Here is a 20,150-nt window from a genome sequence, read left to right as displayed (position 1 = left end):
ACCCCGCCGTCGAGAACGAACCTGTCGTCGGTTGGACCGGTCCAAAACGACGACAGCTTCGTTCTCGACGGGGCTGTCAGGCATAGACGCGGCGGGGGGCTCCGGCCGTCGTGGGTACGGCGCGCTGCTCGATGCGCGTCGCCATGGCCAGCAGGCGGTGCTCCTCGCCCGCCCGCCCGACCAGCTGCACCCCGACGGGGCACCCGCCGACCTGCACCGGAACCACCAGCGCCGGCAGACCGGCCAGGTTCCACGCGGGCGTGTAGGGGGTGCGGACCGCCGAGCGCAGCAGCGTCGGCAGGTAGTGGCGCCCGGTGGGGCGACCCGCCGGGAACGGGCCGGTCGCGGTGGCCGGTGTGATCAGCACGTCGTGGCCGTCGAGCCAGTCCAGGAAGCGCTCCCGCCAGCGCTGCGGGGCCGCCTCGCCGGGACGGGCCAGGCGCTGCGCGCGCCCGCCCTTGCGGGCCATCGTCGCCGTGCGGCGCTCGAGGGCGCTCCGCGCCAGGGCGAGGTCGGCGACGTCGCGGGCGATGCCGGCGTGCCAGCGGCGCGTCCACTGCGAGGTCAGCGTCCGCGGGTAGGGCGGATCGGCCATCGTGATCGCGGTGCCCGACGCGCGCAGGCGGGCCGCCACCCCGACCGCGGCGGCCCGGTGGTCGGGGTGCAGCCGCCCGAGCGGGAACGGGCTGCCCAGCGACAGCACCGCGCTGCCCGGCCAGGCGTCGTCCGGGTCTGCGGCCCGGCCCGGGACGCCGCGGAGCACGTCGAACATCAGGGCGGCGTCCGCGGCGGTGCGGGCGATCGGGCCGGCCGCGCTCATCCCGCACCAGTGCTCGGGCGCGCCACCGGGCAGCGGGACCACCCCGCGGCCGGGCTTGAGCCCGACCAGCCCGCAGTACGCCGCGGGCACGCGGATCGAGCCGCCGCCGTCGGTGCCCAGCGCCAGTGTCGCCATGCCCGCGGCCACCGCGGCCGCGCTGCCGCCGCTCGACCCGCCCGGGGCGAGCGCCGGGTCGAGCGGGTTGCGGGTGAACCCGAGCGCTGAGTGGGTGAACCCCCACACCGCCAGCTCGGGCATCCGCGTCTTGCCGACCACCACCGCCCCGGCCGCGCGCAGCCGCTTGACCAGCTCGTCGTCGCGCCGGGCCGGTTGGTCGGACGTCGCGGCGGAACCGTGGCGGGTGGGGTAGCCGGCCACGTCCACGTTGTCCTTGACCGCCACCGGCACCCCGGCCAGCGGCAGGGCGAACCGGTCGGCGCGGCCGTCGACCGCCTCGGCCTCCCGCAGCACCCGCTCGGGGTCGTGGGCCTGGAAGGCCCCGATCTCGCCGTCCCGCTCGGCGATCCGGGCGAGGTGGGCCCGGGCCACCTGAACCGCGCTGGTTCGGCCGTCGTGCACCAGAGCGGCGATCCCGGCCGCGTCGAGGGCGGTCGGGTCGACATCGTCCATCCCGCCACCATGGCACCCACGGCCACCCAGCCGTGGGATTTCGCCGGGTTCCGAGCAGCCTTCTACCCGCCCGGGGGATTGCCCCGGCGCGCGTCCGGGCCTAGTTGGCCAGCGCCTCCTCGGTGGTCTCGGCCAGCTCGAACAGGGTGAGCAGGCCGGTCGCCTCCAGCGCCCGCACCACGATCCGCGAGCCCGGGACCAGCCGGAAGCGGTGGTTGTGGCGGTCGGCCTCGTCCCGGGCCGCGACCAGCACGGCCAGCCCGGCCGAGCCGAGGAACGTGACCGAGGACAGGTCGAGCACGAGCAGCGGGACCTCGGAGAGGTGCTCGTCGAGCCGGGTGCGCAGCACGGGGGCCGTCAGCGTGTCGATCTCGCCCACGACGTGCACGACGCGGGCCGCTTCGCCGTGGTCGACCACGTCGAAGCGGACGACCTCGTCGATCTCCCCGGCCGCGAAGTCGGCGGCATCGACCTCCTCGATGCCGGCGTCGAGGCTGCCGTTCGCGACTCGGGGGTCCCCGGGTGGATCACCGCTCATGTCGGCCAACCCTACGGGCGTGCGCAGCGCGCACACAACAAGGCCCCGACCCGCTCACCCGGCCCCGACCAGCTCGGGGACCTGCTCTCCGCCGCCGGTCAGCGCGTCGCGGACGTCCTGCGGCCAGGGCTGGGCGCGCCCGGACTCGAGGTCGACGTGCACCGCGACCATCTCCCCGGACGCCGCGTTCTCACCCGCCCGGGTCACGGTGAAGCCGTAGCGCACCGACGAGGTGCCGACCTCGCCGACCCAGATCTCGATCTCCACCAGGTCGCGGAAGTACAGCCGCCCGGAGAAGTCCATGCTCAGGTGCACGCGGGGCTCGCGGCCGAACGTGCGGTGGGCGATGCCGAGCCGTTCGTGCAGCACGGTCTCGGCCTCCTCGGCCCAGTGCAGCACCGCCGACCAGTGGTGGTGGCCGGCCGCGTCGGTCTGGGCCCACTCGACCCGGCGCTGGACGCGGACGCGGGCCGGCTGCCCGCGCTGCTCGGGGGTCACCGGGCCCAGCTCGAGCGGGGCGGAGCCGGAGGCGTCCTGGGCCCCGTCGTCCTCCGGGTGGACCACCGCGCCGCCCGCCGTCGTGCCGTCCGACACGGAGTTGCTCATGCCCGGACATCCTGCCGGACCGACGATCAACGCGTCGATCGTGGCGGGCCGTACCCTAGGTGCCCGTGGTGACTACGCAACGCGCGGTTCCCTTCCTGCACGGCGACCGTGAGGTGCTGGAGGTCCTGCTCGACCGCCGGTCCACCGGCTCGGTGCCCGGCGAGCGGGCCGACGAGCACCGGGTGGCCCTGGTGATCGGCGGCGGCGGCATGCGCGGCGCCTACGTCGCGGGCATGCTGCGCGACCTCGAGCGGCTCGGCCTGCGCCCCGGCTTCGACGAGGTCTACGGGGCGTCGTCGGGCTCCTACAGCGCCGCCGCCTTCCTCACCGGCGACGCCGAGGAGTGCGCCGCGTGCTTCTCAGAGGACCTGTGCACCCAGGTGTTCATCGACATGCGCCGGCTGGGCACGCGGCGCCCGGTGGTGGCGCTGAACCACCTGGTCGACGTGCTCAGCACGGACAAGCCGATGGACTGGGCCGCGCTCGGCAGCACCCCGGCCACCCTGCACGTGGTGGCCACCGACGCCGCCGACCTGCAGCCGCACACCCTCACCGGGATGGCGAGCGTGGAGGACTGGCGCCGGGCCCTGCGGGCCAGCGCGACCATCCCGCTGCTGGCCGGGCCACCCGTCGAGTACGGCGGGCGGCGCTGGGTCGACGGATCGGTCGGCGAGCCGCTGGCGATGGCCAGGGCCCTGCGCGGCGGCGCCACCCACGTGCTGGCGCTGCTCTGCCGAGGCACCGACGACCTGCACCCCGACGCCGACGCCGGGCTCTCGCTGTGGGCGCGCACCCTCGACCGGCTGGTGCCCGGCCTGGGCACGCTCGCCCAGGGCTCCCGCCGCTACGGCAGCGACCTGCGCCTGGTCACCGACGCCGCGCACCCGGACCGGGGCCCCGGGCACCTGGCCGCGATCGGGCCGTCCCGGTCGGTCGGCGTGGGCGCGCTGTGCGTGGAGCGCGGGCCGATCACCGAGGCCGTCGAGGTGGGCGGGGCGTCGGTGGTGGCCGCGTTCGAGTCGGTCGCCGAGCACGGGGTGGCCTGAGCGCCGCGGCGAGTGTCGCGCGGGCGCCGCGCCCGGGATAGCGTCGGCCGGTGAGCGCAGGTGAGCGGCCGCGGGCCGCCGTCGTCGTCACCGGGAGCGAGCTGCTGACCGGGGCCATCGCCGACCGCAACGGGCCGTGGCTGTCCCAGGAGCTGGTCGGGCTCGGCTTCGAGGTCGCCCACGTGCTGACCGTCGGCGACCGGCCCGACGACCTGGCCTCGGCGCTGCGGTTCGCCGCCGACGCCCGCTGCGCGCTCGTCGTGACCAGCGGGGGGCTCGGGCCCACCGCCGACGACCTCACCGCCGAGGTCGTCGCCGCGTTCGCCGGGCTGGAGATGGAGCTCGACGAGGACATGCGGGCCCGCATCGACGCCCGGCTGGCCGCCTGGGCCGCCCGCACCGGCTTCGGCGGGGAGGCGCTCGACCAGGCCACCCGCAAGCAGGCGATGGTGCCGCGCGGCGCGGTCGCGCTGCCGCCGGCCGGCACCGCGCCCGGCCTGGTGGTGCCGCGCGAGGGCGGGCCGCTGGTCGTCGTGCTGCCGGGGCCGCCGCGGGAGCTGCAGGCCGTGTGGCCCTCGGCGCTGGCGTCCGCGCCGGTGCGCGAGCTGCTGACCGGTGTGCCCCCGGCGCACCCGCGCTCGCTGCGCTACTTCGGGCTGCCCGAGTCGGAGATCGCGGCCACGCTGCGCGAGATCGGGGCCCGGCGCGACCTGTCCGGTATCGAGGTGACCACCTGCCTGCGCCGCTCGGAGCTGGAGGTCGACCTGCGCCCGGGCCCGCACGCCCTGGCCGCCGCCGACGAGCTGCACGCCGAGCTGGCCGCGCGCCACGCCCGCCAGCTGGTCAGCGAGGACGGCACCACCACCGACGAGCTGGTGGCCCGCGGTCTGCTCGCGCGCGGCTGGACGGTGGCGACCGGCGAGTCGTGCACCGGCGGCATGCTCGCCTCCCGGCTGGTCGACCGGGCCGGCTCCTCGGCCTACGTGTCCGGCGGCGTGGTCGCCTACTCCAACGAGGCCAAGACGGCGCTGCTCGGCGTGCCTGCGGAGATGATCGCCGAGCACGGCGCCGTGTCGCCGGAGGTGGCCAGGGCGCTGGCCGACGGCGCCCGCGAGCGCTTCGGCGCCGACGTCGGCATCGGGATCACCGGCGTGGCCGGCCCGGACGGTGGCACCGAGGCCAAGCCCGTCGGCTACGTCTGCTTCTGCCTCACCACCGCCGAGGGCCTGGTGCTCGCCCGCGATCCGCAGCTGGCCGGTGGGCGCTCCGACATCCGCGAGCGCTCCACCGACATCGCGATGAACCTCCTGCTCAGGGCGGTCCGAGGGCGTGCGTGAGTGTCCCGGTCCCGACCGGGGAACCCCCTCACGACCCGCGTAGCGGCCGGAAGAAGGTGCGCAGCTCGTCGACGAAGACCTCGGGCTGCTCCAGGCTGGCGAAGTGCCCGCCGGTGGCCGGCTCGTTCCAGTAGCGCAGGTCGGTGAACCGCCGCTCCAGCCAGTGCCGGGGCAGCCGCACCAGCTCCTGCGGGAAGAGCGAGATCCCGGTCGGCACCTCGACCGGGTCCATCCTGCGGCGCTGGAAGCTCTCCCAGTACAACCGGGCCGAGGACGCACCGGTGCCGGGCAGCCAGTAGAGCATCACGTTGTCCAGCAGCCGGTCGCGGCTGATCACGTTCTCCGGGTGGCCAGCGCAGTCGGTCCAGTCCCAGAACTTCTCCACGATCCACGTGCACTGCGCGACCGGGGAGTCGAGCAGGCCGTAGCCCAGGGTCTGGGGGCGGGTGGACTGCTCGGCCGAGTAGCCGGTGCCCTGGCGCTGGAAGACCTTGCGCGCCGCCATCGCCGCCTTCTCCGAAGCCGACAGCGGCTGCTGCTCGGCGTCGGGCGGCTGCTCGGCCAGCGGCATGGTCAGGTGGATGCCGACCAGGAACTCCGGCACCCCGACGGCCAGCGCCGAGGTGATCATCGAGCCCCAGTCGCCGCCCTGCGCGGCGTAGCGCTCGTAGCCGAGCCGGTCCATCAGCTGGGCCCACGCGGTGGCGATCCGCTCCACGCCCCACCCGTTGGTGGCGGGCTTGTCGCTGAACCCGTAGCCGGGCAGCGACGGCACGACCACGTGGAACGCGTCGGCCGGGTCGGGCGGGTCGGTGAGGGCGTCGAGCACGCCGAGGAACTCGACCACCGAACCGGGCCAGCCGTGGGTGAGCAGCAGCGGCAGCGCGCCGGGGTGGCGGGACCGGGCGTGGATGAAGTGCACGCTCAGCGAGTCGTCGCCGCCGCCGTCGAGCACGGTGCGGAACTGCGGGCGGGAGTTCAGCTCGGCCTCGCAGCGCCGCCAGTCGTACTGGTCGGCCCAGTACGCGCAGAGGTCCTGGGCGTAGTCGAGCGGGACACCCTGGTTCCAGCCCTCGATCGTGGACGGCTCGGGCCACCGCGTGCGCGCCAACCTCTCGCGCAGGTCGGTGAGCTGCTCCTCGGGGATCTCGACCTCGTACTCCCGCACTAGTGCCTCCCGCCCGGGGTCTGTTGCGCATATCGGTGGAGCTGGGCCGCCGAGACCCCGGGCGAACCTCCGACCGGGGCCACTAGAGCTGGACTCCTCGGGTCAGCGCCCCGTCGACGACGAGGTGGGTGCCGGTGATGAAGCTGGCCCGCGGGCTGGACAGCATGACCACGCCGTAGGCCACCTCCTCCGGCCGGGCCATGCGCCCGGTCGGGTTGAGGCCCAGCGCGGTGCCGAACAGCTCCGGGTTGTTCTGCTCGATGCTCTGCCACACGCCGCCGTCGAAGTAGGTGTTGCCCGGCGAGACGGTGTTGGCGCGCACCTTGCCGGCGTGCTGGTAGGCCAGCCCCGACGTGTAGTGCACGAGCGCCGACTTCATCACCCCGTACGGCCCGGCGGTGAAGTCGATCTCGCGGCCGGACACGCTGGACACCGCGACGACCGACCCGACGCCGCCGGCCTCCAGGTGCGGCAGCGCCGCCTCGACCACCCGCACGGTGTGCATCAGGTCGACCTCGAAGCTCTGCCGCCAGAAGTCCGGGTCCGGGCCGATGGCCAGCGCGCTGACGTTGGCCACCACGACGTCGATCCCGCCGAACCGCTCCGCGGCCGCGGCCACCCACGCCGCCAGCGCCGCCCCGTCGGCGACGTCGAGCGCGGTGCCGGCGACGTCGTGGCCTGCGTCGCGCAGCTCCTGCTCGGCCTTGGCGACGTCGTCGGCGGTGCGGGCGCAGAACGCGACCCTGGCGCCCTCAGCGGCCAGCCCCTCGACCACCGCCCTCCCGATGCCCTTGGTGCCCCCGGTGACCAGCGCGACGCGGCCGTCCAGCTGAAGATCCATGTCGGTCCTCTCAGATCGTCCGGGCGAGCTCGCTCAGCCTGCGGTGCACGCCCTCGTACGCGTCGGCGGCGGGCAGCAGGGCCTTCTCGACCCTGGTCACCGCGCTGTAGTTCGTGTCGACGACGTTGGCCAGCGGTGAGCGGCTGATCTGGGTGAGCAGCTGGTAGGCGTCGAGCGGGTCGAGCCCGTAGAGCTCGCCCAGCCAGCCCACCATGCCCACCTGGCTGGCCCGCCAGGCGTCCTCCAGCGGGCGCGACGAGCCGACGACGCAGTAGTCCTCGTCGTGCTCCAGCCGCGGCCATTCCGGCGCCCCGCCCTTGATCAGGTCGACGACGAGGGTGACGTCCATCGCGCCCTCGACGGCGGTGCCGCAGCTCTCGCCCTCGCCCTGGCGGTAGTGCCCGTCGCCGACCGAGAACAGCGCGCCCTCGACGTTGACGCCCAGGTAGCAGGTGGTGCCCGCGCGCATCTCCGGGGTGTCCATGTTGCCGCCGAACTTGTCGGGCACGAGGCTGGTGCGCACCTCGCGCCCGGCCGGGGCCACCCCGATCGTGCCCAGCATCGGCGCCAGCGGCAGCTCCAGGCGCAGCGTGGAGCGCTGGGCCTCGAACAGCACGGTGCCCGCGGCCCGGTCGAGCTGGTAGATCCACGTCTGCTCGGGCAGCGGCTGCTGCAGCAGGGCCGTGCGGTCGGTGCCGGTCAGCGCGCCGAAGAACGGGATCGTGGACGAGGCCGCCCAGTCGCGGGCCGGGGTCAGCTCGGCGATGTGCACCGCCAGCGTGTCGCCGGGCTCGGCGCCCTCCACGAAGAACGGGCCGGTCTGCGGGTTGACCTCGGTCATGTCGAGCACCTGCGAGGGCAGGTCGGAGGTGCGCTGCAGGCGCCCGGAGAAGGCGTCCTCCGTCCACAGCCGCAGCGCCGTCCCCGGCTTGATCCGGTGGGTCGGCGCCGCGCCGCCGAAGGTCCAGGCGTACTGCTCCGGGCGCGGCCGGAACTCCACGACGTCCACGCGGTGATCGTTGTGCGGTTCGCGACCGGAGCGCAAGGCCGCCGGGCGCTGGGCGGAGTTCAGGAAGGCCACCTTCCTGAACTCCGGAGTTCAGGAAGGTGGCCTTCCTGTCCGCACCGGACCTGAAGGTGGCCTTCCTGAACTTCCGGCGCCGTGAAGGTGGCCTTCCTGAACCCCGGCCGGGTCGTCGCCGGCGAGCACGGTCTCGACGGGCCGCGGTCGGTCGGGGGAGCCGAGCGCGCGGGAGATGGCCCGCGCCGCCGCCCGTACGGCCGGCACGTAGGCCCGGGCGTCCGTGCCCTCGGAGGGGACCACGACCGACAGCGCCGCGACCACGTCGCCGCGGGCGTCGCGCACGGGCGCGGCGATCGACAGCGCGATCAGCTCGACCATGCCGTCGGTGATGGCGACGCCTTCGCGACGCACCTCGGCCAGCACGCGGCGCAGCTCGGCGGGCACGCAGATCGTCTTCGGGGTGTAGCGGCGCAGCGGCCCGGCCAGCACCTGCTCCTGCAGGTCCGGGCGGGCGTGCGCGAGCAGCACCAGCCCGACGCCGGTGGCGTGCAGGGGCAGCCGCCCGCCGACCCGGGTGATCACGTTCACCGCGCCCCGGCCGGAGATCCGCTCCACGTACACGGCGTCGGTGCCGTCGAGCACCGCGAGCTGCACGTTCTGCCGGGTCACCTCGTAGAGGTCCTCCAGGAACGGCATCGCCGTCTCGCGCAGCCCCAGCCCGCGCGGGGCCAGCGCGCCGACCTCCCACAGCCGCAGCCCGATCCGGTAGCACCCGGCCTGGCGCTCCAGCGCGCCCCACGCGGCCAGCTCGCCGACGATCCGGTGGGCGGTGGTCAGCGGTAGCCCGGCCCGCCTGCTGATCTCGGTCAGGGTGAGCTCGGGGCGCTCGGCGCTGAACGCGGCCAGCACGCCCAGCACCCGCCCGGTCACCGACTCGCCCACGGGGGACATCCTTCCGTTGAGCGGAAGCCGCGTCGAGCCCGGGCGGGCCGGTGGGCCACTCTCCGTGGATGCGCACACAGGTCGGGATCGTGGGCGCGGGACCGGCAGGGCTGCTGTTGTCGCACCTCCTGGCCCGCCAGGGGATCGAGTCCGTCGTGCTGGAGTCGCGCAGCCGCAGCTACGTCGAGCAGCGGGTGCGCGCCGGGGTCCTCGAGCACCCCACCGTCGAGCTGCTGCGCGAGGTCGGGCTGGCCGACCGCCTCGACCGCGAGGGCATGCCGCACGAAGGCATCTCCCTGCGCTTCGACGGCGGCGACCACCGCATCGACTTCACCGACCTCGTCGGGCGCGGGATCACCGTCTACGGCCAGCAGGAGGTCGTCAAGGACGTCATCGCGGCCCGGCTCGCCGACGGCGCCGACATCCGCTTCGAGGTCGGCGACCTGACCATCGACGGCGTCACCACCGACGCGCCCTCGATCGGATTCGCCGACGCCGAGGGCCGCCGCCATGAGCTGCGCTGCGACGCGGTGGCCGGCTGCGACGGGTTCCACGGCGTCAGCCGCGGCGTCTACCGCCCGGCGGTGTACGACCGCGAGTACCCCTTCGCCTGGCTCGGGATCCTGGCCAAGGCCGCACCCACCCAGAACGAGCTCGTCTACGCCAACCACGACAACGGCTTCGCGCTCTACTCGATGCGCAGCCCCGAGATCACCCGGCTCTACCTGCAGGTCCCGCCGGACACCGACGCCGCCGACTGGTCCGACGCCCGGATCTGGGACGAGCTGCAGACCCGGCTGGCCGCCGACGGGTTCACCGTCAACGAGGGCCCCCTGATCGAGAAGGGGGTGACCGGGATGCGCAGCTTCGTGGCCGAGCCGATGCGCCACGGCAGGCTGTTCCTGGCCGGCGACGCCGCGCACATCGTCCCGCCGACCGGCGCCAAGGGCATGAACCTGGCCATCTCCGACGTCCGGGTGCTCTCCGACGCGCTGAGCACGTGGCTGCGCACCGGCGACGAGACCGGCATCGACACCTACTCGGAACGCTGCCTGCGCCGGGTGTGGCGGGCCGAGCACTTCTCCTGGTTCATGACCTCGATGCTGCACAACTTCGACCCGGAATCGAGCGGGGTCGCCGGTTTCGACGGCGACCCGTTCAGCCGCAAGTTGCAGCTCGCGCAACTGCGGTACACCGTGTCCTCGCGCGCGGCCGCCACCTCACTGGCCGAGAACTACGTCGGACTGCCGTACGGAGCCGCCCTGTGACCATCCACCATCCCTCCACGCCGGAGATCGCCGCGTACCTGCGCCCGCCCGCCGGCACCCACCCACCGCTGGACTCGCCGGCCTACAAGTCCACTGGGCTGCGCGCGCCCTCGCAGGCACCGGTCGTGCTGCGCCACCGGCTCACCGAGATCACCGGTCCGCTGCTGACCGGGGAGATCGGGCCCAACGACCACGACCTCACCCGCCAGCACGCCGCCCCGCCGATCGGCGAGCGGATCATCGTCTCCGGCCGGGTGCTCGACTCCGACGGCCGCGGCATCCCGCAGACCCTGGTCGAGGTCTGGCAGGCCAACGCCTGCGGCCGCTACGCGCACTCCGTCGACACCTACGACGCCCCGCTGGACCCGAACTTCTCCGGCGGCGGCCGGGTCGTCACCGACTCGGCGGGCACCTACTCGTTCACCACGATCAAGCCCGGCCCGTACCCGTGGGGCAACCACCACAACGCGTGGCGGCCCTCGCACATCCACTTCTCGGTGTTCGGCCGGTCCTTCACCCAGCGCCTGGTCACCCAGATGTACTTCCCGGGCGACCCGCTGTTCCCCTACGACCCGATCTACAACTCGGTGCCCGACGAGAAGGCCCGCCAGCGGATGATCTCGTCGTTCGACATGGAGAACAGCGTGTCGGACTGGGCGCTGGCCTACCGGTTCGACATCGTGCTGCGCGGGCGCGAGCAGACCCCGTTCGAGGAGCCCCATGAGTGAGTTGGCGCTCACGCCGTCCCAGACCGTCGGCCCGTACCTGTCGCTCGGGCTGACCTGGCCGACCGGCTACCTGGTGGTCCCCGAGGACGCCCCGGGCGCGATCACGATCACCGGTGTGGTCCGCGACGGCACCGGCGCGGTGGTCCCCGACGGCATGGTCGAGACCTGGCAGGCCGACGCCGAGGGCCGCTTCGACCACGCCGACGACCCGCGCGGCGCCAGCGGCTCGGGGTTCCACGGCTTCGGCCGCTCGTCCACCGACGCCGAGGGCCGGTACCGGATCGTCACCGTCAAGCCGGGCGCGCTCGGTGACGGCCAGGCCCCGCACATCGACGTCAGCGTGTTCGCCCGCGGCCTGCTCGACCGGGTCGTCAGCCGGATCTACTTCCCCGACGAGGTCGAGGCGAACGCGGCCGATCCGCTGCTGTCGAGCCTGCCGCCCGAGCGCGCCGCGACGCTGGTCGCCGAGCAGGTCGGGCCAGCCGAGCTGCGCTGGGACGTCCGGCTGCGCGGCGAGGGGGAGACCGTCTTCCTCGCCGTCTGAACCGCCCGGCCGGGCCCGCCCGCGCACCCCCTGAGCAGGTGCGATCGGTCACCCGGCTGTATGGTCCGCCTCCGTCGCGGGTAGTCGCGGTCATGCACGTCACACGCCGCGCCGAACCGGAATCCCTCTCCGGTTCACAGCGTTCCCACAGTCGGGGACCAGCGCCCGCACGGCTCGGCGTGGGAGAAATGACTCGACCCCCGGCGAGTCGAGGAGAGGCGGTCGGAGTGAGCGGCACGGCGGCGACCGGCACCAGCGGTCCGGCCCTGCCGCGATTCCGCATCGAGCACCCGCTGCTCGTGCAGGTCGTGCGCTACGCGATGCTGGGCGCCGCGGGCACCGGCACCAACGCGCTGATCTTCCTGGTGCTGCGCACCTGGCTCGACGCCGTGCCGGCCAACCTCGTCGCGCTCGTGCTGAGCACCGCCCTGAGCACCGAGCTCAACCGCCGGTTCACCTTCGGCGGGGCGGCCGTGCACCGCTGGCGCAACGCCGTGCAGAGCGGCGGCACGGTGCTGTTCTACGCGTTCTACAGCTCCGCGGTGCTCCTGCTGCTCGGGCTGTTCGTCGACTCGCCCAGCCCGGCGCTGGAGTCGCTCACCGTCGCCGCGGCCAGCCTGCTCGGCGGGACCGTCCGGTTCCTGGTGCTGCGGCAGTGGGTCTTCGCCGACGACACCGACCACGAGACCCACCACGCCCTCGCCGAGGACCCCGCGTCCTCCGCGGTCGCGCACCGCTGACCGGACGGTCGTACTCCTGAGGGAGTAGTCGGTGGGCCGAGCCGGCTCCGGATGCGCGGAGGGTAACGGCCAGCGGGCCGTCCGCGAGTCGACGGCCGTGTTCCGTGGAGTTCTCGTGTCGGCAGGTCTGTTGCTCGCGCTCGCCGTGAGCGGCTGTGCGTCGACCGTGCTCGGCGTGGCGCGCGCGGACCCCGGGGTGGCCGCCCAGATCGCCCGCGAGCACGGGTGCCGCTCCGCCGAGGACGACATGGTGACCACCATCGAGACCGTGGTCCGGCGCGTCGACTCGGACGCCTCCGCGCTGCTCGACGCGGAGGCGATCATGAGGCAGGTGCCCGCTCGCGATCTCGGGGAGAACCTCGGGCGCGAGTGCGGGCGCGAGCTGATCGATGCCGCCTACTCGAGCATCCTCGTCCGGATCCAGGACCTCGATCCCACGACGGTCTACGGACGCGTGGCGCACAACGCCGTGCTCACCGGGCTCTGCGGTGACGACGTGTCGAGGTTCGAGCTGGACGCGCAGGCCCGCGTCGTGTGCGCGGGCCGATAGGCCCGTGTCTCCCGCAAGCGCTGACCCGACGGCCCGGCCGTCACGGCCGGCGCAGCGCGGCGCGCTGGGCCGCGGTGAGCCGTTGCGGTGGGGCCGCCGCCGCGAACGCGCCGTCGGGCGTGCGCTCCACGACGACCGGGTCGGTGACGTCGGGGTGCCGGGCCGCCTCGCGCAGCGCGTCGGCCACCCGCGACGGCGCCCAGCCGAGCGCGCCGGCCAGCTCGTCGAGCGTGCGCGGCCGCCCGGCGTGCACCAGTGCCGCGACCGCGGTGAGCGGGTCGGCCAGGGCGGCGGCCGCCGGTCCGCCGGCCATGTCGTCGCCGAGTCGGCGGAAGAACTCGCCCATCCGGGCCAGCCGGACGCCGGCCCGCGTCCGCGGGCCGAGCGCGTCCGCGGCCCCGTCGGCGACGTCGGCCCAGGCCGAGTGGGTCTGCGCGTTCACCTCCCAGGCCCGCAGCCAGGTGTCGTCGTCGACGACGTAGCGCTCGCGTCGCCCGGTCGCCTGCCGCTCGCGGCGCAGCACGCCGAGCCCGTGCAGGTAGGTGACGGCCTTCGACACCGACGCCGGGCTCACCCGCAGCCGCTCGACGAGCTCGGCGCTGCTCAGCGCCCCGGTGTCGGTGGCGACCAGGTGGGCGAGCACCCGCCCGGCGGTCCGCGGCAGCCCGATGCGGACCAGCAGGTCCGCGAACCGGTCGACGGCCTCGCGGACGGCGACGGGGTCGCGGCCGGGGGCGTGGTCGAGCGGCGCGGGCGCCGGTGCGGGCGTCCGGCGCCGGGTGGCGCGCTGGGCGGCGGCCCGCTGGGCGCGGTCGGCGCGGTAGCGGCCCGGCCCGCCGTTGCGGGCGACCTCCCGGCTGACCGTCGAGGTCGGCCGGCCCAGTCGGCGGGCGATCTCGGCGTAGCCGAGCCCGGCGGCGACGCCCGCGGCGATGGACCGGCGGTCGTCGTGGGTGAGCCTGCCGGTGCGTTCGCCGTCAGGTCGGTGCACCGAGCGGTCCGCGGTCGTTGCGTTCACCTCCAGGCCATCGCTTCCGGCATCACGCCACCACCTGCCGTTCCGTGGTGACCCGCTCGCCGGACCTTTCATGCTGGGTGAACGGATCGTAGCGTCCGGAGCCCAGCACGACGGCGAGGAGGAGACGACGTGGCGGAGTTCGGGAGCGGGTCGGGCGGCGGGCGCCGGGCGGTGCAGCGGCTGCTCGACCGGGCGGTGGTCGAGGCCGGGCTGCCCGGGATCGTGGCCGCCGTCCGGGACGGCGACGGGGAGTGGTCCGGGTCGGCGGGGGTGGCCGACACCGCCACCGGGCGCGCCCGCCACCCCGACGACCGGTTCCGCATCGGCAGCGCGACCAAGATGGTGGTGGCCGCGGTGGTCCTGCAGCTCGCCGGGGAGGGCGTGCTCGGCCTGGACGACCCCGTCGAGCGCTGGCTGCCCGGCGTCGTGCGCGGCCACGGCCACGACGGCGCCCTCGTCGCCGTCCGGCAGCTGCTCGACCACACCAGCGGCGTCCACAGCTACACCGAGGACATGGACCGGCTCAGCCGCTTCCCCGCCTACACCCCGCAGCTGCTGGTCGAGCTGGCGATGGACCACCCGCCGGACTTCCCGCCCGGGACGGGGTGGCGCTACAGCCAGACCAACTACGTGCTGGCCGGGATGATCGTCGAGCGGGCCACCGGCCGGGCGCTGGAGGGGGAGATCGACCGGCGGATCGCCCGTCCGCTCGGGCTCGAGGGCACCTACCTGCCCGTCGGCGGTGACCCGACGATCCGCGGCCCGCACGCCCGCCACTACACGAAGATGACGGACCCGGCACCCGACGCCGCGGTGCACGACGCCACCGAGCTCGACCCGTCGATGTTCTGGGCCGCCGGCGGCATGGTCTCCACCACCGGCGACCTGCTGCGGTTCCTCGCCGCGCTGCTGGGCGGGCGCCTGCTCGGCCCCGCCGAGCAGCAGCGGATGGTGCGCACCGTGCCGACCGTCGACTGGATCGCCGACAGCGCCTACGGGCTGGGGATCTCCGCACTCGCCCTGCCGTGCGGGACGACGGTGTGGGGGATGGGCGGGGCCCTGTTCGGGTCGTGGACCTACGCGTACGGCAGCCCCGACGGCGCGCACCTCGTGGTGCTCAACACCAACGGCGACTGGGGCGGGGGCGGTTGGGCCGACCCGATCGGGGTGTTCACCGACGTGCTGCGGGCGGAGTTCTGCCCCGGCCGCTGACTCGTGCGGGACCGGTCGGGGTCGGGTCAGACCATGGTTCTCGGGCCGCGGGGGCCACCCGACGGGACTACGTTCGGAACCATGACTGCGACGGACTCCGACGCCGGGGCGTTCCAGCGCGAACCGGTCGGCCTGGACGAGCGGATCACCGCGGACGGCTCGTCCGCGTGGCCCGTCGAGGCCGGCCGCTACCGGTTGGTCGTGGCCAGGGCCTGCCCGTGGGCGAACCGCTCGGTCATCGTGCGCCGCCTGCTCGGGCTGGAGGGGGCGATCTCGATGGGCATCGCCGGGCCTCTGCACGACGAGCGCAGCTGGCACTTCCACGACGACCCCGACAACCGCGACCCGGTGCTGGGCATCGAGTGGCTCGGCGAGGCCTACCGCAAGGCCGATCCCGATTTCGACGCCGGGATCACGGTGCCGGCGATGGTGGAGGTCGCCAGTGGGAAGGTGGCCAGCAACGGCTTCCAGCAGCTCACACTGGACTTCTCCACCCAGTGGACCGCGTTCCACCGCGAGGGGGCGCCCGACCTGTACCCCGAGGAGCACCGGGCGGAGATCGACGAGGTGATGGCGTCGATCTACGAGGACGTCAACAACGGCGTCTACCGCTGCGGCTTCGCCACCACCCAGGACGCCTACGAGGAGGCGTACCGGGCGCTGTTCGCCCGCCTCGACGCGCTGTCCGAGCGGCTGGCGACCCGCCGCTTCCTGGTCGGCGACACGATCACCGAGGCCGACGTGCGGCTGTGGGTGACGCTCGTCCGCTTCGACGCCGTCTACCACGGCCACTTCAAGTGCAACCGGCAGAAGCTGACCGAGATGCCGGTGCTGTGGGCGTACTCCCGCGACCTGTTCCAGACCCCCGGCTTCGGCGACACCATCGACTTCGCCAAGATCAAGCAGCACTACTACGGCGTGCACGACACGGTGAACCCGTCCGGCGTCGTCCCGCTAGGGCCCGACAACTCCGGCTGGCTCACCCCGCACGGTCGCGAGGAGCTCGGCGGTCGCCCCTTCGGCGACGGCACCCCGCCCGGCCCGCCCCTCGAGGCCGAGCGCGTCCCACCGCTGGCCTGACCCCGTCGAATACGACGTCCTTCTCGACGGGAGGGTGCGTGCTCGGAGACGTCGGCCCGACCGCCCGGCGGCCGTGAGCGAGTGGCGCGTTCGCCCCAACCCCTTGGCGCTGCGCTGCTCGCTCCCCAGGAGTGCCGCTGGGCGAACGAGAGTCGCGCTCGCTCCGCCGGACGCAACGAGAGCCGCGCTCGTCCCGCCGGATGCGCTCTTTCCCCGCCCGGGTCGGCCCAGTGCGCCGTTCGCTCAACCTGGGCCGGGAAGGGCTGGGCGAGCGAGTGGCGCGTTCGGCTCATCTGGTTGGGCGAGAGCGCCGTTCGCTGTTCTCGACGGGCCTCAGGGCAGGACGAGGCCGTCGACGAGGGCGTAGAGGGCCTGGCGGGCCTCGTCGGTGGCGGTGGGCCGGTCGGCCGCGCGGGCGGCGTAGAGGGCGGCCTCCTCCAGGGCGCCGACGAGCACGTGGGCCAGCGGGCGGACCGGGCGCCGGGCGATCGCGCCGGCGTCCATGAGGGTGTCCAGGACCGCTTCGACGAGCCCGACGCCGTAGCCGCGGCCGAGCTCCCGCCAGCGCTCCCAGCCCAGCGCGGCGGGGGCCTCGATGAGCACGATCCGGTGCACCTCGGGCTCGGCGCAGGCGGCCAGCCAGCCGTCGACGTCGGCGTGCAGCATCGCCACCGGATCGCTCGTGTCGGCGGTGGTGATGCCCGCCCCGAGCCGGGCCAGGAGCTCGCTCTCGACCTGCTCGAAGACGGCGACGAAAAGCTCCTCCTTGCCGGCGAACTGGTGGTAGAGAGCACCGCGCGTGACGCCCGCCGCGCGGGCGATCTCGTCGGTGCCGACGGCGGCGAAGCCGCGCTCGGTGAACAGCGGCCGCGCCGCGGCGACCAGTGCGCTGCGGGTGGCCGCGGAGCGCTCGGCCTGGGTCCTCTTGCTTTCCATACAACCTGTCCGTAAGTTACGTACAACGTGTACGGACTTTATCGGAGGTGGCCATGGGCGAGCCCGCGACCCGACGCCCGATCGACCTGCCGACCGGGCGGATCGACTACCGGGAGCTCGGTCCGGCCGACGGACCACCGGTCGTGCTCGTGCACGGCTTCCTCGTCGACGACGGGGTCTGGGCGGACGTGCCGGAGCGGCTCGCGGCCCGGGGGCTGCGCGTCCTGGCGCCCACCCTGCCGCTGGGTGCGCACCGCACGCCCGCGGCCGCCGACGCCGACCTCTCCCCGCGCGGCATCGCCCGGATCGTCCTGTCCTTCCTGGAGGCGCTGGACCTGCACGACGTCACCCTGGTCGGCAACGACACCGGGGGAGCGATCTGCCAGTTCGTCCTCGACGAGGACGCCTCGCGCGTGGGACGGCTCGTGCTGACCAACTGCGACGCCTTCGAGGTCTTCCCGCCGTTCCCGTTCGACCTGCTGCTGCGCCTGGCCCGCCACCCCGGCCCGACGCGGGTCGCGCTGGCCGCGACGCGCTGGGCGCGGTTCCGCACCGGCCCGTTCGGCTTCGGCGCGCTGGTCGCCCGCAGGCCGACCGCGGCCGAGACCCTGCCCTGGATCACGCCGTACCTGACCGACCCGGGGGTGCGCCGCGACGTCGCCCGCTTCGCCCGCGCCTGGCGCCCCGCCGATCTCGCCGCCGTGGGCGGGCGGCTGGCGGCGTTCGACCGGCCGGTGCTGCTCTGCTGGGCCCCGCGGGACCGCTTCTTCCGCATCGGCCTCGCGCACCGGCTGCGCGACGCCTTCCCGGACGCGCGCCTCGTCGAGGTCGACCAGGCCCGCACGTTCCTCGCGCTCGACCAGCCGGGCCGGCTCGCCGGGGAGATCGCGGGCTTCGTGCCCGCGGCGCAGGTCGAGGCCCCCGACCGGCACCCGGCGAGCGGCCGGGGATGATGGGCGGCGATGTCCGCCCCCACCCGCCGTCCGCGCCGCAGCCGGCTCGCCCTCGCCGGTGCGGCCGCCGTGCTGGCCCTGCTGACCGTCCCCGCCCCGGGCGCCCAGGCGGCGGGCTCGGCGCCGGCGCCCCCGCTGACCGGCGAGAACCTCGGGCCCGACCGGCTGCCCGGGTGCGCGGCCGTGGTCGGGTCGATGACCCCGCGCGAGCGGCTGGCGCAGCGGCTGATGGTCGGCGTCGACGCCGCCGACCCCGCCGCCACGGCCGCGACGGTGCGCACCACCCAGGTCGGCGGTGTGTTCATCGGCGGCAACGCCACCGACCTGCTGCGCGACCAGGAGCTGCGCGCCGTGCAGGCGGTCGCGCGCATCCCGATCGCGGTCGCCGTCGACGACGAGGGCGGGCGCGTGCAGCGCATCGACGAGCTCGACGGCTCGCTGCCCAGCGCCAGGGCGATGGCCGCCCGGATGTCGCCCGACGAGGTGCACCGCACGGCGGCCGAGCGCGCCGACCGGCTGCTGGCCCGCGGCGTCACCATGAACATGGCCCCGACCGTCGACGTCGGCGAGCAGCCGGCCGGCTCGGTGATCGGCGACCGGTCCTTCGGCGCCGACGCCGAGAAGGTCACGACCTTCGCCCTGGCCTTCGCCGAGGGGCAGCGCGAGCGCGGGCTGTTCACCGTGCTCAAGCACTTCCCCGGGCACGGCCACGCGAACGGCGACTCGCACCGCGGCCGGGTCAGCACGCCGCCCCTGGCCGAGCTGCGCGAGCTCGACCTGCTGCCCTACGCGAACCTGGTCGGACCGGACGGCCCGCTGTCGTCGCGGGAGGGCCGCGACCGGACCGGCGTCATGGTCGGGCACCTCGACGTCCCCGGGCTGACCGACGACCTGCCCACCTCGCTCACCCCGGCCGCCTACCGGCTGCTGCGCGAGGACTACGGCTTCGACGGTCTCGTGCTCACCGACGACCTCGGCGCGATGAGGGCGGTCACCGGCCGCTTCGACCTGCCGGAGGCGGTCGAGCGCGCGCTGGCCGCCGGGGCCGACGTGGCGCTCTGGTCGACCGGCGGCGAGGTCGCCCCGCTGCTCGACGACCTGGAGGCCGCCCTCGCCGCCGGCCGCCTCGACGCGGGGGCCAACGACACCGCCGTCCAGCGCGTCCTGTCGGCCAAGGGCGTCTGCGGCCGTTCGTGATCAGCCCTTCAGCGCGCCGCTGAGCCCGGCGCTGCGCAGGAAGGTCCGCTGGAACACCAGGAACAGCGCCACCGGGATCAGCGCCGAGATGGTCAGCGCGGCCAGCAGCACGTCGAGCTCGATGGAGCGGGCCAGCGTCGGCAGCCGCACCGACAGCGGCTGGATGTCGGGGTCGCGCAGCACCAGCAGCGGCCACAGGAAGTCCTTCCAGGCCGTCACGAACGCGAACACCGAGATCACCCCGAGGATCGGGCGCGACATCGGCAGCAGCACCGACCAGAAGACCCGCAACGGCCCGGCGCCGTCGATCCGGGCCGCCTCGAACACCTCGCGGGGCAGGTTGTCGAAGAACCGCTTGGCCAGCAGCACGTTGAACGCGTTCGCCCCGGCCGGCAGCCACACCGCCCAGAACGAGTCGACCAGCGACACGCCGATCAGCGGCGGGTCGATGATCGTCAGGTAGAGCGGCACCAGCAGCACCACGGCCGGCACGAACAGCGTGGACAGCACCAGCCAGTAGAGGACCGGGCCGTAGCGGGGGCGCAGGACGGCCAGCGCGTAGCCGCCGGTCGTGGCCACCACCAGCTGCACCAGCCAGGAGCCCGCGGCCAGCGCCATGCTGTTGAAGAAGTACAGGTCGACGTGCACCTCGGACCACGCGGTGGCCAGGTTGGCCCAGTCGACACCGCTGGGGAACAGCGCCATCGGGTCGCGCAGCGTGTCCTGCGTGTGGCTGAGCGAGGCCTTGACCAGCCACAGCAGCGGGCCGAGCCCGACCACCAGCAGCCCGATCAGCAGCACGGCGTGCGCCAGGCGCAGCAGCGTGCCGGCTACGGGCGAGCGCCACTCCCCGGGCGAGACGATCCCGCGCCCGCCCTCGTCGTCGGGACGCCGGCGCCGACCCCCGCGCGGGGCCGGCGCCGGGTCGGTCGGGGGAGGACCGGCGACGGGCGGGACCGTCACGGGACCCGG

The 20,150-nt window shown here is 74.7% G+C and carries 21 protein-coding genes; 11 read left to right on the top strand and 10 right to left on the bottom strand.

Annotated features, from left to right (window positions below):
* Nucleotides 1-76: 76 nt before the first annotated feature.
* The 3 genes from KDL28_RS02510 to KDL28_RS02500 form a co-directional block, all read right to left on the bottom strand.
* Entirely contained in the window at nucleotides 77-1,450 is a 1,374-nt protein-coding gene (locus KDL28_RS02510) for an amidase (RefSeq protein ID WP_252435527.1), read from the bottom strand.
* Between the two features lie 100 nt (nucleotides 1,451-1,550).
* Nucleotides 1,551-1,988: an STAS domain-containing protein gene (locus tag KDL28_RS02505; protein ID WP_252435526.1), complete on the bottom strand. Its 438-nt coding sequence runs from the start codon at nucleotides 1,986-1,988 to the stop codon at nucleotides 1,551-1,553.
* Nucleotides 1,989-2,042: 54 nt separating this feature from the next.
* The gene (locus tag KDL28_RS02500) at nucleotides 2,043-2,594 is read right to left on the bottom strand and encodes an acyl-CoA thioesterase (RefSeq protein WP_252435525.1); all 552 of its coding nucleotides are present in this window, start codon (nucleotides 2,592-2,594) and stop codon (nucleotides 2,043-2,045) included.
* A gap of 68 nt (nucleotides 2,595-2,662) precedes the next feature.
* Here KDL28_RS02500 and KDL28_RS02495 point away from each other — a divergent pair, with 68 nt between their 5' ends.
* Together KDL28_RS02495 and KDL28_RS02490 are read left to right on the top strand one after the other, a co-directional pair.
* A complete protein-coding gene (locus KDL28_RS02495; RefSeq protein WP_252435524.1) occupies nucleotides 2,663-3,640 on the top strand; it encodes a patatin-like phospholipase family protein in 978 nt (325 codons plus the stop codon).
* A 50-nt stretch (nucleotides 3,641-3,690) separates the two neighbouring features.
* Nucleotides 3,691-4,977, top strand: a complete 1,287-nt coding sequence (locus KDL28_RS02490; RefSeq protein ID WP_252435523.1) for a competence/damage-inducible protein A — start codon at nucleotides 3,691-3,693, stop codon at nucleotides 4,975-4,977.
* A gap of 28 nt (nucleotides 4,978-5,005) precedes the next feature.
* On the opposite strand, the gene KDL28_RS02485 is transcribed toward KDL28_RS02490, so the two are convergent.
* The 4 genes from KDL28_RS02485 to KDL28_RS02470 form a co-directional block, all read right to left on the bottom strand.
* Nucleotides 5,006-6,145 carry an epoxide hydrolase family protein gene (locus KDL28_RS02485; RefSeq protein ID WP_252435522.1) on the bottom strand — a complete coding sequence of 380 codons (1,140 nt, stop codon included), beginning with the start codon at nucleotides 6,143-6,145 and terminating at the stop codon, nucleotides 5,006-5,008.
* Between the two features lie 82 nt (nucleotides 6,146-6,227).
* Nucleotides 6,228-6,986: an SDR family NAD(P)-dependent oxidoreductase gene (locus KDL28_RS02480; RefSeq protein ID WP_252435521.1), complete on the bottom strand. Its 759-nt coding sequence runs from the start codon at nucleotides 6,984-6,986 to the stop codon at nucleotides 6,228-6,230.
* 10 nt (nucleotides 6,987-6,996) lie between these two features.
* Nucleotides 6,997-7,995: an acetamidase/formamidase family protein gene (locus KDL28_RS02475; protein WP_252435520.1), complete on the bottom strand. Its 999-nt coding sequence runs from the start codon at nucleotides 7,993-7,995 to the stop codon at nucleotides 6,997-6,999.
* Between the two features lie 90 nt (nucleotides 7,996-8,085).
* Nucleotides 8,086-8,961, bottom strand: coding sequence for an IclR family transcriptional regulator (locus KDL28_RS02470; RefSeq protein WP_372496865.1), 876 nt, complete (start codon nucleotides 8,959-8,961; stop codon nucleotides 8,086-8,088).
* Between the two features lie 59 nt (nucleotides 8,962-9,020).
* On the opposite strand from KDL28_RS02470, the gene KDL28_RS02465 reads away from it, so the two are divergent.
* The 5 genes from KDL28_RS02465 (at nucleotide 9,021) to KDL28_RS02445 (ending at nucleotide 12,782) form a co-directional block, all read left to right on the top strand.
* Nucleotides 9,021-10,220 (top strand): 4-hydroxybenzoate 3-monooxygenase, encoded by a 1,200-nt coding sequence (locus KDL28_RS02465; RefSeq protein WP_252435518.1) that lies wholly within the window; start codon nucleotides 9,021-9,023, stop codon nucleotides 10,218-10,220.
* 2 nt (nucleotides 10,221-10,222) lie between these two features.
* Entirely contained in the window at nucleotides 10,223-10,948 is a 726-nt protein-coding gene (gene pcaH / locus KDL28_RS02460; RefSeq protein WP_252435534.1) for a protocatechuate 3,4-dioxygenase subunit beta, read from the top strand.
* The gene (pcaG, locus tag KDL28_RS02455; RefSeq protein ID WP_252435517.1) at nucleotides 10,941-11,492 is read left to right on the top strand and encodes a protocatechuate 3,4-dioxygenase subunit alpha; all 552 of its coding nucleotides are present in this window, start codon (nucleotides 10,941-10,943) and stop codon (nucleotides 11,490-11,492) included. The genes pcaH and pcaG overlap by 8 nt, the downstream gene beginning before the upstream one ends.
* A 227-nt stretch (nucleotides 11,493-11,719) precedes the next feature.
* The gene (locus KDL28_RS02450) at nucleotides 11,720-12,232 is read left to right on the top strand and encodes a GtrA family protein (RefSeq protein ID WP_252435516.1); all 513 of its coding nucleotides are present in this window, start codon (nucleotides 11,720-11,722) and stop codon (nucleotides 12,230-12,232) included.
* Nucleotides 12,233-12,407: 175 nt separating this feature from the next.
* Entirely contained in the window at nucleotides 12,408-12,782 is a 375-nt protein-coding gene (locus KDL28_RS02445) for a hypothetical protein (protein ID WP_252435515.1), read from the top strand.
* A 40-nt stretch (nucleotides 12,783-12,822) separates the two neighbouring features.
* Here the strand turns inward: KDL28_RS02445 and KDL28_RS02440 are convergent, their stop codons facing one another.
* On the bottom strand, nucleotides 12,823-13,800 hold the full coding sequence (locus KDL28_RS02440) for a helix-turn-helix domain-containing protein (protein WP_252435514.1): 978 nt from the start codon (nucleotides 13,798-13,800) through the stop codon (nucleotides 12,823-12,825).
* Nucleotides 13,801-13,929: 129 nt separating this feature from the next.
* On the opposite strand from KDL28_RS02440, the gene KDL28_RS02435 reads away from it, so the two are divergent.
* Both KDL28_RS02435 and KDL28_RS02430 read left to right on the top strand, forming a co-directional pair.
* Nucleotides 13,930-15,012, top strand: coding sequence for a serine hydrolase domain-containing protein (locus tag KDL28_RS02435; protein WP_252435513.1), 1,083 nt, complete (start codon nucleotides 13,930-13,932; stop codon nucleotides 15,010-15,012).
* An 81-nt stretch (nucleotides 15,013-15,093) separates the two neighbouring features.
* Nucleotides 15,094-16,092: a glutathione S-transferase family protein gene (locus KDL28_RS02430; RefSeq protein ID WP_252435512.1), complete on the top strand. Its 999-nt coding sequence runs from the start codon at nucleotides 15,094-15,096 to the stop codon at nucleotides 16,090-16,092.
* Between the two features lie 333 nt (nucleotides 16,093-16,425).
* On the opposite strand, the gene KDL28_RS40155 is transcribed toward KDL28_RS02430, so the two are convergent.
* A complete protein-coding gene (locus KDL28_RS40155) occupies nucleotides 16,426-17,028 on the bottom strand; it encodes a TetR/AcrR family transcriptional regulator (protein ID WP_256500652.1) in 603 nt (200 codons plus the stop codon).
* A gap of 53 nt (nucleotides 17,029-17,081) precedes the next feature.
* Here KDL28_RS40155 and KDL28_RS02420 point away from each other — a divergent pair, with 53 nt between their 5' ends.
* Entirely contained in the window at nucleotides 17,082-17,981 is a 900-nt protein-coding gene (locus KDL28_RS02420; protein ID WP_252435511.1) for an alpha/beta fold hydrolase, read from the top strand.
* Between the two features lie 9 nt (nucleotides 17,982-17,990).
* Nucleotides 17,991-19,178 carry a glycoside hydrolase family 3 N-terminal domain-containing protein gene (locus KDL28_RS02415; protein ID WP_252435510.1) on the top strand — a complete coding sequence of 396 codons (1,188 nt, stop codon included), beginning with the start codon at nucleotides 17,991-17,993 and terminating at the stop codon, nucleotides 19,176-19,178.
* Here the strand turns inward: KDL28_RS02415 and KDL28_RS41255 are convergent, their stop codons facing one another.
* A complete protein-coding gene (locus KDL28_RS41255; RefSeq protein ID WP_252435509.1) occupies nucleotides 19,179-20,141 on the bottom strand; it encodes a carbohydrate ABC transporter permease in 963 nt (320 codons plus the stop codon).
* Nucleotides 20,142-20,150: the final 9 nt, after the last annotated feature.

This window comes from Pseudonocardia humida (assembly GCF_023898865.1).
Taxonomy (GTDB): Bacteria; Actinomycetota; Actinomycetes; order Mycobacteriales; family Pseudonocardiaceae; genus Pseudonocardia; species Pseudonocardia humida.
This window is presented reverse-complemented; position numbering and strand designations above follow the sequence as displayed.

Excerpts from the sequence above, each read along its gene's own strand:
- KDL28_RS02510 (WP_252435527.1), bottom strand. The coding sequence starts at position 1,450 with ATGGACGATGTCGACCCGACCGCCCTCGACGCGGCCGGGATCGCCGCT.
- KDL28_RS02505 (WP_252435526.1), bottom strand. The coding sequence starts at position 1,988 with ATGAGCGGTGATCCACCCGGGGACCCCCGAGTCGCGAACGGCAGCCTC.
- KDL28_RS02500 (WP_252435525.1), bottom strand. The coding sequence starts at position 2,594 with ATGAGCAACTCCGTGTCGGACGGCACGACGGCGGGCGGCGCGGTGGTC.
- KDL28_RS02480 (WP_252435521.1), bottom strand. The coding sequence starts at position 6,986 with ATGGATCTTCAGCTGGACGGCCGCGTCGCGCTGGTCACCGGGGGCACC.
- KDL28_RS02470 (WP_372496865.1), bottom strand. The coding sequence starts at position 8,961 with ATGTCCCCCGTGGGCGAGTCGGTGACCGGGCGGGTGCTGGGCGTGCTG.
- KDL28_RS02465 (WP_252435518.1), top strand. The coding sequence starts at position 9,021 with ATGCGCACACAGGTCGGGATCGTGGGCGCGGGACCGGCAGGGCTGCTG.
- pcaG (WP_252435517.1), top strand. The coding sequence starts at position 10,941 with ATGAGTGAGTTGGCGCTCACGCCGTCCCAGACCGTCGGCCCGTACCTG.
- KDL28_RS02430 (WP_252435512.1), top strand. The coding sequence starts at position 15,094 with ATGACTGCGACGGACTCCGACGCCGGGGCGTTCCAGCGCGAACCGGTC.
- KDL28_RS40155 (WP_256500652.1), bottom strand. The coding sequence starts at position 17,028 with ATGGAAAGCAAGAGGACCCAGGCCGAGCGCTCCGCGGCCACCCGCAGC.
- KDL28_RS02420 (WP_252435511.1), top strand. The coding sequence starts at position 17,082 with ATGGGCGAGCCCGCGACCCGACGCCCGATCGACCTGCCGACCGGGCGG.
- KDL28_RS02415 (WP_252435510.1), top strand. The coding sequence starts at position 17,991 with ATGTCCGCCCCCACCCGCCGTCCGCGCCGCAGCCGGCTCGCCCTCGCC.